The sequence below is a fragment of the Streptomyces kronopolitis genome, from assembly GCF_050953795.1.
In the GTDB taxonomy this organism is placed as follows: Bacteria; Actinomycetota; Actinomycetes; order Streptomycetales; family Streptomycetaceae; genus Streptomyces; species Streptomyces kronopolitis_A.
The window spans coordinates 3,834,665-3,847,422 of the sequence record NZ_CP191850.1 but is presented as its reverse complement, the minus strand read 5'-3'; the positions used below and the strand labels follow the sequence as shown (position 1 = coordinate 3,847,422).

At 69.5% G+C, this 12,758-nt stretch carries 12 protein-coding genes; 7 read left to right on the top strand and 5 right to left on the bottom strand.

Annotated features, from left to right (window positions below; translation table 11 throughout):
- Positions 1–112: 112 nt before the first annotated feature.
- The 5 genes from ACQP17_RS16915 to ccsB all read left to right on the top strand — a co-directional run bounded on the left by ACQP17_RS16915 (position 113) and on the right by ccsB (position 5,676).
- Positions 113–1,342: a hypothetical protein gene (locus ACQP17_RS16915; RefSeq protein ID WP_433857033.1), complete on the top strand. Its 1,230-nt coding sequence runs from the start codon at positions 113–115 to the stop codon at positions 1,340–1,342.
- A 77-nt stretch (positions 1,343–1,419) separates the two neighbouring features.
- On the top strand, positions 1,420–2,034 hold the full coding sequence (locus tag ACQP17_RS16910) for a TlpA family protein disulfide reductase (protein ID WP_364884428.1): 615 nt from the start codon (positions 1,420–1,422) through the stop codon (positions 2,032–2,034).
- Between the two features lie 4 nt (positions 2,035–2,038).
- Positions 2,039–2,800 (top strand): cytochrome c biogenesis CcdA family protein, encoded by a 762-nt coding sequence (locus ACQP17_RS16905; RefSeq protein WP_433857032.1) that lies wholly within the window; start codon positions 2,039–2,041, stop codon positions 2,798–2,800.
- 3 nt (positions 2,801–2,803) lie between these two features.
- On the top strand, positions 2,804–4,588 hold the full coding sequence (gene resB, locus ACQP17_RS16900; protein ID WP_433857031.1) for a cytochrome c biogenesis protein ResB: 1,785 nt from the start codon (positions 2,804–2,806) through the stop codon (positions 4,586–4,588).
- On the top strand, positions 4,585–5,676 hold the full coding sequence (ccsB, locus tag ACQP17_RS16895; protein WP_433857030.1) for a c-type cytochrome biogenesis protein CcsB: 1,092 nt from the start codon (positions 4,585–4,587) through the stop codon (positions 5,674–5,676). Before resB ends, ccsB begins: the two co-directional genes overlap by 4 nt.
- Before the next feature lie 136 nt (positions 5,677–5,812).
- Here the strand turns inward: ccsB and ACQP17_RS16890 are convergent, their stop codons facing one another.
- The 5 genes from ACQP17_RS16890 to ACQP17_RS16870 all read right to left on the bottom strand — a co-directional run bounded on the left by ACQP17_RS16890 (position 5,813) and on the right by ACQP17_RS16870 (position 10,285).
- Entirely contained in the window at positions 5,813–7,240 is a 1,428-nt protein-coding gene (locus tag ACQP17_RS16890) for an alkaline phosphatase family protein (protein WP_433857029.1), read from the bottom strand.
- A gap of 322 nt (positions 7,241–7,562) precedes the next feature.
- Complete coding sequence (locus ACQP17_RS16885; RefSeq protein ID WP_433857028.1) at positions 7,563–7,769, bottom strand: hypothetical protein; 207 nt, start codon at positions 7,767–7,769, stop codon at positions 7,563–7,565.
- Positions 7,770–7,841: 72 nt separating this feature from the next.
- A complete protein-coding gene (locus ACQP17_RS16880; protein ID WP_433857027.1) occupies positions 7,842–9,005 on the bottom strand; it encodes a DNA sulfur modification protein DndB in 1,164 nt (387 codons plus the stop codon).
- A gap of 328 nt (positions 9,006–9,333) precedes the next feature.
- On the bottom strand, positions 9,334–9,834 hold the full coding sequence (locus ACQP17_RS16875; RefSeq protein ID WP_433857026.1) for a nucleoside deaminase: 501 nt from the start codon (positions 9,832–9,834) through the stop codon (positions 9,334–9,336).
- Positions 9,835–9,862: 28 nt separating this feature from the next.
- Positions 9,863–10,285, bottom strand: a complete 423-nt coding sequence (locus ACQP17_RS16870) for a PLD nuclease N-terminal domain-containing protein (RefSeq protein ID WP_433857025.1) — start codon at positions 10,283–10,285, stop codon at positions 9,863–9,865.
- 89 nt (positions 10,286–10,374) lie between these two features.
- Between ACQP17_RS16870 and ACQP17_RS16865 the strand changes: the two genes are divergently transcribed.
- Positions 10,375–11,835, top strand: a complete 1,461-nt coding sequence (locus ACQP17_RS16865; protein ID WP_189102335.1) for a menaquinone biosynthesis decarboxylase — start codon at positions 10,375–10,377, stop codon at positions 11,833–11,835.
- Positions 11,832–12,734, top strand: a complete 903-nt coding sequence (gene mqnP / locus ACQP17_RS16860) for a menaquinone biosynthesis prenyltransferase MqnP (protein WP_433857024.1) — start codon at positions 11,832–11,834, stop codon at positions 12,732–12,734. The genes ACQP17_RS16865 and mqnP overlap by 4 nt, the downstream gene beginning before the upstream one ends.
- Positions 12,735–12,758: the final 24 nt, after the last annotated feature.

The window sequence follows — 12,758 nt, the reverse complement described above, 5'->3', positions numbered from 1 at the left end:
GCAAAGTGAAAATGTGAGCGATTAGCCGGAACCCCCACCCTCAACATGCCCTCTTCTCGGTTGTCCGTTTATATGGATAACGAGTTCGGCGAGCACGGATGGGGTCGAGGGTATGCGCGCGATCAGTCGGCGAAACCTGTTGGGGATGGGAGTGGGAGCAGCTGCGGCGCTGGGCGTCGCCGGCTGCTCGACGTCGGGCTCGGATAACGCGGGGGCGGACAAGCAGCGGGTCAAGGATTCGGTCCAGGCCCGGTCCAAGCCCATCGGTGACGGTTCGACCGCGAATTCCGGCGCGCAGCCCCATCAGCCCAAGGCCCCCGAACGGCTGGCGCCCGGTCAGACCCCGCCGCAGTTCGTGATCTTTTCCTGGGACGGGGCCGGAGAGGTCGGCAACGGCCTCTTCCCCCGTTTCCTCAAGCTCGCCAAGGACCACGGCGCGGCGATGACGTTCTTCCTCTCCGGACTGTATCTGCTGCCCGAATCCAAGAAGCACCTCTACGACCCGCCGAACAACCGGCGCGGCGCCTCCGCCATCGGCTACCTCAGCGACGACCACATCAAGGAGACGCTGAAGTACGTGCGGGAGGCCTGGCTGGACGGCCACGAGATCGGCACCCACTTCAACGGGCACTTCTGCGGCGAGTCCTCGACCTCGGTCAAGCACTGGACGCCCCAGCAGTGGCAGTCCGAGATCGACCAGGCGATGGACTTCGTCACGAAGTGGCGCACGAACACCGGCTTCACCGACGCCGAGGCACTGCCGTTCGACTACCGCAAGGAACTGGTCGGCAGCCGCACCCCCTGTCTGCTGGGCCAGGAGAATCTGCTGCCCACCGCCAAGAAGCTCGGCTGGCGCTACGACGCCAGCTCACCCGGCGGTATCCAGATGTGGCCGAAGAAGAAGATGGGCATCTGGGACTTCCCGCTCCAGCAGATCCCCTTCCCGGGGCACTCTTTCGAGGTGCTCTCGATGGACTACAACATCCTCGCCAATCAGTCGAAGAATACGACCAAGGCTCCGCCGGTGAACTACCCCGGCTGGCGGCAGCAGGCCACGGACGCCTACATTTCCGGCTTCCGCCGGGCGTACGAGACCAATCGCGCGCCGTTCTTCATCGGAAATCACTTCGAGCAGTGGAATGGCGGCATCTATATGGATGCCGTCGAGGAAGCGCTCAAGCAGATTTCCAATGAGCAGAACAAGGATGTCCGGCTGGTGTCGTTCCGGCAGTTCACCGACTGGATCGACGTCCAGGATCCCGAGGTGCTGCGCAAGCTCCAGCAGCTGCCCGTCGGTCAGCAGCCGACCGGCGGCTGGAAGTCGTATTTGTCAGCCGCCTGACAAGCGCCGGCGGGTCACGACCGGCCGTCGGAGGGGGGCGCGGAAGATCCGGAATGGGCCCATGCGAAACTTTTCACATGAGTGCCTGCCGCGTCCCACGCCGCCTCACGAGCCGACGCCGCCTGACCCTGCTCGCCGCAGGGGCCGCGGCCGCCTCGCTCACGCTGAGCGCCTGCGGGGACGGCGCCTCCGGGGGCTCGGCGCAGACCCGCTTCGTCCAGGGCAAGAACGGCATCGACACCGTCAAGAAGGACGAGCGGCAGGCGGCGCCGGACCTCTCCGGTGAGACCACCACCGGCAAGAAGCTGGACGTGGCCGCCTACAAGGGCAAGGTCGTCATCGTCAATGTCTGGGGCTCGTGGTGCGGCCCCTGCATCGCCGAGGCGCCGAACTTCGCCAAGGTCGCGAACGAGACCAAGGGCAAGGGCGTCCAGTTCGTCGGGATCAACACCCGCGACTCCGAGAAGTCGCAGGCCACCAGCTTCGAGGACGAGCACAAGGTGCCCTACCCGAGCCTGTTCGACCCGACCGGCCGGCTGATGCTCCGCTTCCCCAAGGGCAGCCTCAACCCCCAGTCGATCCCCTCCACGATCGCCATCGACCGGCAGGGCCGGATCGCCGCCCGGTCGATCGGCCCGCTCGCCGAGAACGAGCTGCGCAAGATGATCGCCCCGCTGATTGCCGAGAAGTGATCACGTGATCGCGCTCGCCGCCGCAGCGGAGAACCAGACCGTCCTCAACGGCACGCTCCTCGCCGCCGTCCCCCTCGCGCTCCTCGCCGGGCTCGTCTCCTTCTTCTCGCCCTGCGTCCTGCCGCTGGTGCCGGGCTACATGTCGTATGTGACCGGCGTCACCGGCACCGACCTCGGCGAGGCCCGGCGCGGCCGGATGCTGGCCGGCGCCGCGCTCTTCGTGCTCGGCTTCACCGCCGTCTTCGTCTCCGGCGGCGCGCTCTTCGGCTTCGCCGGCAAGACCCTGCTGGAGTACCGCGACATCATCTCGCGCGTCCTGGGCGTGCTGATGATCCTGCTCGGGCTGGCGTTCGCCGGCGTGCTGCGGCGCTTCGGACAGCGCGAGCTGCGCTTCCACATGAAGCCCGCCATGGGCCTGGCAGGCGCGCCGGTGCTCGGGGTGCTCTTCGGCGTGGGCTGGACGCCCTGCCTGGGACCGACCTTCGCCGCCGTCAGCACCCTGACGTTCTACGATGCCAGCGCCGCGCGCGGTGCCCTGCTCACCGTGGCGTACTGCCTTGGCCTGGGCCTGCCGTTCATCGCCGTCGCACTGGCATTCCGCCGGGTGCTCGGGGCGTTCGGCTGGGTCAAGCGGCACTACCAGTGGGTGATGCGGATCGGCGGCGGCATGATGATCGCGCTCGGCCTCCTCCTCGTCACCGGCATCTGGGACAGCCTGATGTCCGACCTGCAGAGCTGGGCACAAAGCTCCACCGTTGGGATCTGATTGATGTCCACCAAGACCGACACCCCCCGCGAGCCGGACTCCGGGGCCGGAGCGGCCGGCGATCTCGGCACCGCCGGATCCCAGCTCTCCACCGCGCCCCAGGAGGACGTCACCTTCCCCTCGCTCGGTCCGATCGGCTGGGCGCGGTGGTTCTGGCGGCAGCTGACCTCGATGCGGGTGGCGCTGCTGCTGCTCTTCCTGCTGTCGATCGGCGCGATCCCCGGATCGCTGATCCCGCAGACCAGCATCGACCCGGTCAAGGTCGACCAGTTCAAGGCGGACCACTCCACGCTCGGCGGCATCTACGACAAGCTCGGGATGTTCCACGTCTACAGCTCGGTGTGGTTCTCGGCGATCTACCTGCTGCTGTTCATCTCGCTGATCGGCTGCATCGTGCCGCGCAGCTGGCAGTTCGTCGGCCAGCTCCGCGGCCGCCCGCCGGCCGCCCCGCGCCGGCTGACCCGGCTGCCCGCGTACACCACCTGGCGCACCGACGCGGCGCCCGAGGAGGTCCTCGGCGCGGCCCGGCGGCTGATGAAGAAGCGGCGGTTTCGCACCCACCGGACCGGCACCGCTGTCGCCGCCGAGAAGGGCTATCTGCGCGAGGCCGGCAACCTGATCTTCCACGTCGCGCTGATCGTGATGCTGGTGGCGTTCGCCGTCGGCAGCCTGTGGAAGTCCGAGGGCGGCAAGCTCGTCACCGAGGGCGACGGCTTCGCCAACAGCCTCACCCAGTTCGACGACTTCAAGTCCGGTGCCTTCTTCGACACCGACACCATGGAGCCCTTCGGCTTCACGCTGAACAAGTTCGAGGCGACCTACGAGCGCAGCGGCCCCCAGAAGGGCACCCCGCGTACCTTCCGCGCCCATGTGACGTACTACACCGGCGCGGACGGCAAGGAGCACCGCAAGGCGGTCGAGGTGAACACCCCGCTCGACATCGCGGGCTCGAAGGTCTTCCTGCTCTCGCACGGCTACGCGCCGGAGGTGACCGTCAAGGACGGCCGCGGCAAGGTCGTCTACAAGGGCGCGGTGCCCTTCCTCCCGCAGGACCCCAAGAACCTCACCTCGACCGGTGTGGTGAAGGTCCCGGGCGCGCAGACCAAGGACGGCAAGCGCAATCAGCTGGGCTTCCAGGGCTTCTTCGTGCCGACGTTCGGCGGCAAGGGCTCCGGCTCGATGTTCTCCCAGTTCCCCGCGCTGGACTACCCGGTGCTGACGCTGACCGCCTACCACGGTGACCTGGGCGTCGACTCGGGGCTGCCGCAGAACGTCTACCAGCTGCAGAAGAAGTACCTGAAGCAGTACAAGGTCAAGGGCGCCCCGCTCGCCAAGATGATGCTGCCCGGGGAGACCATGAAGCTGCCGGACGGCGACGGCAGCATCCAGTTCACCGGCATCAAGAACTGGGCCAGCTTCAAGATCACCCACCAGCCCGGCAACGGCCTCGCGCTGACCGGCGCGGTCGCCGCCCTGCTGGGCCTGGCCGGCTCGCTGTTCATCCAGCGGCGCCGGGTGTGGATCCGGGCAGAAGCGGGTCCGGACGGGGTGACCGTCGTCGAGATGGCCGGCCTCGGCCGCAGCGAGTCCCCCCGGCTGCCGGAGGAACTCGGCGATCTCGCGGGGGCGCTGGAGCCCGACGCCCCGCTCGTTCCGGACGCCGTGGCCGGCCCGGAATCCGACCCGCAGCCCGAGCCGGCCCCCGGGGCCGCCTCCGGCTCCGAAGACCCCGCGGAGCCCACTGACTCTGACGGTCCTGCTGAACCCTCCGAAGGAGCGCGCGCGTGAACATCGCTGCCGCCGCCAACGAGACGCTGGCGCACAACAGCAACCTGCTGGTCTATTCGGCAATGGCGGTCTATACGCTCGCCTTCATCGCCCACCTGAGCGAGTGGGTGTTCGGCAGCCGCAGCAAGGTCGCCCGCACCGCCGCCGCGCTGACCACCCGGACCCAGGCGCCCGCGGCGACGGTCTCCGTCAAGGCGGCGCAGCAGGGCGGCGGCACCGCCGTGCTGGAGCGCCCCAAGGTCATCACCAAGTCCGCCGCCGGCAGCCGCGACGTCCCCGACGGCCCGGGCGCCGCGGGCGGCACGGAGAAGGGCGACCTCTACGGGCGGATCGCCGTCTCGCTGACCGTGCTGGCCTGGGGCCTGCACGTGGGCGGCGTCATCACCCGCGCCCTGTCCGTACAGCGTGCCCCCTGGGGCAACATGTACGAGTTCTCCACCACCTTCGCCGCGGTCGCGGTGGGCATCTACCTGCTGCTGCTCACGCTCCGCAAGAACGTCCGCTGGATCGGGCTGCCGCTGGTCACCACCGTGCTGCTCGACCTGGGGCTGGCCGTCTCGGTGCTCTACACCGCCAGCGACCAGCTGGTGCCCGCGCTGCACTCGTACTGGCTGTGGATCCACGTCAGCTGCGCGATCCTGTCCGGCGCGGTGCTCTACCTCGGTGCCGTCGCCACGCTGCTGTTCCTCTTCCGCGACCGCTACGAGGCCAAGCTCGCCGACCCGGCGGGCAAGCAGCCCGGTGCCTTCGCCACCTCGGTGCTGGAGCGGCTGCCCTCGGCCGCCTCGCTCGACAAGTTCGCCTACCGCGTCAACGCCACGGTCTTCCCGCTGTGGACGTTCACCATCATCGCGGGCGCCATCTGGGCCGAGGCCGCCTGGGGCCGCTACTGGGGCTGGGACCCCAAGGAGGTCTGGGCCTTCATCACCTGGGTCGGCTACGCCTGCTATCTGCACGCCCGCTCCACGGCCGGCTGGAAGGGCCGCAAGGCCGCCTGGCTGGGCCTGATCGCGTTCGCCTGCTACCTGTTCAACTACTACGGCGTGAACATCTTCGTGACGGGTCTGCACTCGTACGCCGGCGTCTGATCCGCGGGGCTTCGGCCCGCACCCCCGTGCCGTACGGAGGCGGGGCTCCTGACGAGCCCCCGCTCCGTACGGCACCGCCGTTTCACGGGGCGGGGCGCACGGCCCGGGGCGGGGCGCCGCAGGCCGTGCGGGATCCCTAGCGGCGCCTGCGCCGGCCCCGTTCCTGGCGCGGCGGCCGCTGCCCGGCGCCCGGCAGCGTCGGCTTCGGCAGATGCGCCACGTCCCACTGCGCCTCGGCCAGCTGCTCGGCGGTGTCGTCCGGCAGCCGCGGCGGCCGGCGGGCCGCCTCGCGGAAGCCGAACGCCGAGGTCAGATCGCCGAACGCGGACCGCCGCCAGTCGCTGATGTTGGGCTCGGCCACACCCGTCCAGCGCTCCAGGAACTGCAGCACCGAGGTGTGGTCGAAGGCCTCGCCGGCCGCCCAGCCGCCCACCGTCCACGGCGAGATGATCATGCACGGCACCCGGAAGCCCCCGCCGATCGGCAGGCCCTGGACGAACTCGTCCTTCGTCCCCGCGGGCGGCACCGGCGGCGGCACATGGTCGAAGAGCCCGTCGTTCTCGTCGTAATTGAGGATGAAGACCGTCTTGGCCCACACCTTCGGGTTGGACGCGATCGCCTCGATCTTCTGGGCGACGTAGTCGGCGCCGGCGGCCGGCAGGTAGTCCGGGTGCTCGGACTGGTGGCTGGTGGGGATCAGCCAGGAGACGGCCGGGAGCCGGTCGGCCCGGGCGTCGTCCTCGAAGGTGCCGGCCGGCTGCGGGCGCATCCCGCGCTCGTAGAGCGGCTGGCCCGGCTGGGAGTCCCGGAACGTCTGGAACTGCTCCAGGAGGTTGCAGCCGTAGTCGTCCTCCTCCTGGTAGACCTTCCAGCTGATGCCGGCCGCCTCCAGCCGTTCGGCGTAGGTCGTCCAGCGGTACGGCTTGGGCGCGGTGTTGTTGAGCACCGGGCCGCCGCGGGTGCCGCCCGGGTCGAGGGTGCCGGTCATCCAGTACAGCCGGTTGGGCCAGGTGGGGCCGAAGACCGAGCAGAAGTAGTTGTCGCAGAGGGTGAAGGCCTCGGCGAGGGCGAACTGGAAGGGGATGTCCTCGCGGGTGTGATAGCCCATCACATACGGACCGTTGACCCCGTCGGCCTTGCGGTGCGCGGGCAGCCAGCGGTCCATCTTGCCGCCGTTCCACGCGTCGTGCTGCACGGACCAGGCGTGGCTGGTGGAGGGGATGGCCTGGGCGCTGGAGGTGTGCGTGTTGAGGCGGAACGGCAGCAGATAGCCGTCCGGGTTCACGGTGTCCGGCTGGTGGAAGACGGACCGGCCGTCGGGCAGCGTCAGCGCGTCCGGGTCGGCGAAGCCGCGTACCCCGCGCAGGGTGCCGAAGTAGTGGTCGAACGAGCGGTTCTCCTGCATGAGCATGACGACGTGCTCGATGTCGTGCAGTGAGCCGTGACGAGCGGGTCCGGCGGCGACGGCCTTTTGGACGCTGGGCGGAAGCAGCGCCAGCGCGGCGGCGCCGCCGACCGCGCCGGCCGCGGAGCCGAGGAGTCTGCGTCGGGTCATGTCAGGCATATGTGCCACTCTCCCTGAGTCGCGTGAGCCCTCAGTGGGCCGACTTGACTGTGGCTGCGGCTGAGTTTCCCGGGCAGGGGGAGGTTGCTGAACGATGCAGCAATTGGCCGTGAACGGTTGCCAGTTGGCCGACCGCCGCTACGCCCCGTACGCCACACGAAGCAGCGCACAACGGACCCCGCGTGCCCCGCTCTACGTGTTTGCCACGCCGCACCAGGACACGCGGCCAAGCCCCGGAGTTCCCCCGGGTGCCGGGTAGGCACGCCCGTCGGGCGGCGCCGGGAGGGCCCTTTGGGCACTCCCGGAACGGCATCAGCGGCCGCTACCGCCGCTCGCCGTCGGCACCCCCGGGGCCGGCCAGGGGCGGACGCGTCCACGGGGTCAGGGCCGGGAGACGCGCGCCGGAGGCCTCGTAGGAAGGGCCGAACCGGCCGCGCATCAGGCCGTCCTCGACCCGTACCCGGCGCAGCAGCCAGGGGACGGCAACCACCAGGTAGCGCATCCAGACGCCGAAACCGCAGGCCGGCATCCCGCCGACGATCGGAAGGATCCCTCCACGGGTGGAGACGCGGTGGCCGGTGCCCCCGGCGGCCGGCGCCGGCTATGCGGTGGCCTCGCCGGCCTTCTCGCGGATGACCTCCAGCAGCGTCTTCGCGGCCGTCTCCCACGCGGTACGGCCGGCCTGAAGCTTCCCCGTGTCGGGGTCGATGAGGCTCCCCGCGAAGATCGTGTCCTCGCCGGTCAGCCCCTCGGACTTGGTAGGCCGGTCGAAGCTCACCGTGTCGAGTGCCTGCACCGCTTCGGTGAGGGGGATGCCCGAGCGCTGGGCCGAGTACGTGGCGTACGCGAGGGCATAGAGCACGCCGGCGGAGGTGAGGTACGTCGCCTGGCGCAGCTCCGGCGCCTTGATCGTGCCGTCGACCACGTCGGCGAACCGGACCAGCTCGCCCAGTGCCGTCCAGAATTCCTTCAGCTTGGCGCGCGAGGCTTCGGCCTGTTCCCCCTCGAAGAGCGCGTTGACCGCCTTGTCCATGCTGGACGGGCTGCGGTAGGCATTGCCGACGAGGAGAAGGCCCGACACGTACCGCACCGTCTTGAAGCTGAACAACTTGGCCGACAGCTTGCCGGGGTTGTCCTTGAAATATTCGATCCGGTCGTCGAACAGCGGCACCACGTCGAAGAGCTCCCCGAGCTCTCGATTGATGGGCTGACGCCGGTCCATCGACTGGCCCATCGATTGCGTGGGGGCCTTGACATTGCGCTGGAGGTCGGCGAAGTCCTGTGCCCGGCGACGGTGGTCGTCCTCGATGACGACGATCACCGGCTGCCCCGAATTGCGCAGCCGCTGGAGGACGGGGTCGTCCTCGTCGCGGGTGGAAACGATGTTCTCGTATGCGCCGATGCGGTGCTGGCCGTCGCCGATGTCGAACTTCGCGCCGATGTCCACCGACAGGCTGCCGACACGAGCGGCGTCCGTCTCCCGGGTGAGGCCCGGGATCTCGGCCGGGGTGAAGGTGGCCTCCTTCTCCGTCAGATACAGGACGGCCGCGCCGAGGACGAAATGCTCCTCCTCTTCCAGGTACGCGACGATGCCCTTGAGGTGCGCGGTATCGCGCGGCCGATTGCCGTGGGCGGTGGTCTTGACCGGGTCCCAGGCCTCGGGCTTGGAGACCATACGGACCAGATCAACAGGGCTCATGGAGGTCACCAGCATCTGGCGGCCGCCCTGCTCGTACCCGATCACGGGAATGTGGACCTTGGGCATGTGTTCCTCCCGGAAACCCGACAGCGCCCTCTTTCCGGGGCGACGGATCGTCAGGTCTGGGAAGGGAATCTATGCACGCCGGTCGGTTTATGTGACTGACTGACAAGTATTGTGCGCGGATGCTCATCTCGCATATTTGGGTGGCCATATTCATGCGTAGCGTGAGTCCGATGAGGCGTCTCTGTGTCGAAGTTTGGCGTAGTGGTCAGGATCTTCGGCGTAGCGAGGCGGGGGTTCGGCGTAGCTGTGGCTCTGTGCCGGACAGGCCTGGCCGCCGGAATGCGGGTGTGGATCCGCTGCGTCGCACGGCCGGGCGCCCGGTGGCCCCTCACCCGCCCCCGATGTCCTCCCGCCACAGCTCCGGCCGTGCCTCGGTGAACTCCCGCATCAGTTCTCTGCATTCGGGGTCGTCGAGGAGGACGATCTCGGTGCCGTTCCGGGTGAGCCAGTCGTGGGCGCCGGGGAAGGTGTGGGCCTCGCCGATGATGACGCGGGGGATGTGGAACTGGCGGATCAGGCCGCTGCAGTACCAGCAGGGGGAGAGGGTGGTGACCATCGTGGTGCCGCGGTAGCCGGGTTGGCGGCCGGCGGCGCGGAAGGCGGCGGTTTCGGCGTGCAGGGAGGGGTCGTTGTCCTGGACGCGGCGGTTGTGGCCGCGGCCGAGGAGGGTGCCGTCGGGGCCGTAGAGGGCCGCGCCGATCGGGATGCCGCCCTCGGCGAGGCCGGCGCGGGCCTCGGCGAGGGCCGTGGCCAGCATGGCGCGGGCGGAGGGGTGGCCGTGCGGCCGGAGTGCGTCGCGGTCCGGGTCCCAGTCCTGCGTACGGTCCATGGCCACACCGTACGCCGGGGCGGTGGGCTCAGGAGACCTCTCCGGGGCCGTCCGCCGTACCGCCGTTCCTGCGGCGGAGCTCCTCCTCGCGGCGGCGCAGGTCGGCCTCCCAGTCCTTGAGCCGGGTCTCGTCCCGGCGGTTCTCCTCCCGCGGGTGCTCGTCCTTGAGGGAGCGGAGGAACTCGGGGTTGTCGTCCGGGGCGACCCACGTGGTGCCGCGGTCGCGGTGCCAGGGCAGGGGAGTCGAGCCGTCGGCCCGGGCCGGCCGGCGCCGCTTGCCGGCCACCAGCCAGGCGACCGGCCCGACCAGCACCTCGCCGAAGAGCAGGACGATCAGCACCCAGACGACCTTGGGCAGGCCGCGCACCTGGGATTCGGGGGTGTTCAGGCAGTCGATGAACGCGTAGATCCACAGCGCTGGCACCAGGAGGAAGGGCAGATACCTGAGCATTGCGGAACGGAGCCCCCTGCGCGCGGCGGCGGGCCCTCGGCGGGGCCCGGTGACCCGTCCAGGGTAGTGCGTACCCGATACTGGACGGCATGGCTTACGACGATCTTCGCTCGTTCCTGCGCGCACTGGAGCGGGAGGGCGACCTCAAGCGCATCAAGGCCGAGGTCGATCCGTATCTGGAAGTCGGCGAGATCGTGGACCGGGTGCAGAAGTCCGGTGGCCCGGCGCTGCTCTTCGAGAACGTCAAGGGCTCCGCGATGCCGCTCGCGATGAACGTCTACGGCACCGACCGCCGGCTGCTGAAGGCGCTGGGCCTGAAGGCGTACGAGGACATCAGCGGCAAGATCGGCGGGCTGCTCAAGCCCGAACTGCCGCAGGGCTTCGTCGGGGTGCGCGAGGCGTTCGGCAAGCTCGCCGGCATGACGCACGTGCCGCCGAAGAAGGTGAAGGGCGAGAGCGCGCCCGTCCAGGAGGTCGTGCTCCAGGGCGACGAGGTGGATCTGGACCGGCTGCCGGCGCTGTTCACCTGGCCCGAGGACGGCGGCTCCTTCTTCAACCTGGGGCTGACGCACACCAAGCACCCGGAGAGCGGGGTGCGCAACCTCGGCCTCTACCGCCTCCAGCGCCACGACAAGCGCACCATCGGGATGCACTGGCAGATCCACAAGGACAGCCGCAACCACTACCAGGTCGCCGCCAAGCGCGGGGAGAAGCTGCCGGTCGCCATCGCCTTCGGCTGCCCGCCGGCCGTGACGTACGCCTCGACCGCGCCGCTGCCCGGTGACATCGACGAGTACCTCTTCGCCGGCTTCCTCCAGGGCAAGCGGATCGAGATGGTCGACTGCAAGACCGTGCCGCTCCAGGTGCCGGCGCACGCCGAGGTCGTCATCGAGGGCTGGCTGGAGCCCGGCGAGATGCTGCCCGAGGGCCCGTTCGGCGACCACACCGGCTTCTACACGCCGCAGGAGCCCTTCCCGGCGCTGACCATCGACTGCGTGACGATGCGGAAGCGGCCGCTGCTCCAGTCGATCGTGGTGGGGCGCCCGCCGACGGAGGACGGCCCGCTGGGGCGGGCGACGGAGCGGTTCTTCCTGCCACTGCTCAAGATCATCGTCCCGGACATCGTGGACTACCACCTGCCGGAGTCCGGCGGCTTCCACAACTGCGCGATCGTCTCGATCGACAAGAAGTACCCCAAGCACGCCCAGAAGGTGATGCACGCCATCTGGGGTGCGCACATGATGTCGCTGACCAAGCTGATCGTGGTCGTGGACGCGGACTGCGATGTGCACAACCTCCACGAGGTGTCCTGGCGGGCGCTGGGCAACACCGACTACGCCCGCGACCTCACCGTCGTCGAAGGTCCCGTCGACCATCTCGACCACGCCTCCTACCAGCAGTTCTGGGGCGGCAAGGCGGGTATCGACGCGACGCGGAAGTGGCCCGAGGAGGGCTACACGCGCGACGGGGGCTGGCCGGAGATGGTCGAGTCGGACCCGCGGACGGCGGCGCTGGTCGACCGCCGCTGGAAGGAGTACGGACTCTCGTGAGCAGCGCATCCGCGGCGGTCCCGCAGCCGGGCCGGACCAAGGCGTTCCTGCGCCTGGTGATGATCGAGCACTCGGTCTTCGCGCTGCCCTTCGCCTATATCGCCGCGCTGACCGCGATGTACGAGGCGGACCGGCACCTCCAGTGGGGCCGGCTGCTGCTCGTCACCGTCGCCATGGTCGGTCTGCGGACCTTCGCGATGGCGGCGAACCGGATCATCGACCGTGAGATCGACGCCCGCAATCCGCGCACCGCGCACCGGGAGCTGGTCACCGGCGCGGTGTCGGTGAAGTCGGCGTGGACGGGCGCGCTGATCGCGCTCGTCGTCTTCCTGGGCGCGGCGGCACTGCTCAACACCCTGTGCCTGGTGCTCGCGCCGATCGCGGTGGTGCCGATGGTGGTGTATCCGTACGGCAAGCGGTTCACGAACTTCCCGCAGGCGATCCTCGGCCTCGCCCAGGCGATGGGTCCGATCGGCGCCTGGCTGGCCATCACCGGGAGCTGGTCCTGGGACGCGGTGATCCTCGGCCTCGCGGTCGGCATCTGGATCGGCGGCTTCGACCTGATCTACGCCTGCCAGGACGTGGAGACGGACCGTGAGGTCGGGGTGCTCTCGGTCCCGGCCCGCTTCGGCATCCCGGCCGCGATCCGCGGGGCGCGCGGCTGTCATCTCGTCACGACCGGGCTGTTCGTCTGGTACGAGCTGGCGACCGGCGCCGGCGTGTTCTTCTGGCTGGGGCTGGTGATCGTGGCGGCGGCCTTCCTCTACGAGCACACGATCGTCAAGCCGCACGACCTCAGCCGGCTCAACCGGGCGTTCTTCCAGGTCAACGGGTTCATCGGGATCGCGCTCTTCGTCTGTGCGCTGCTGGATCTGCTGGTGCGCGGGCTGACGGTCTGAGGACGGAGCACGCAGCGCGATCCG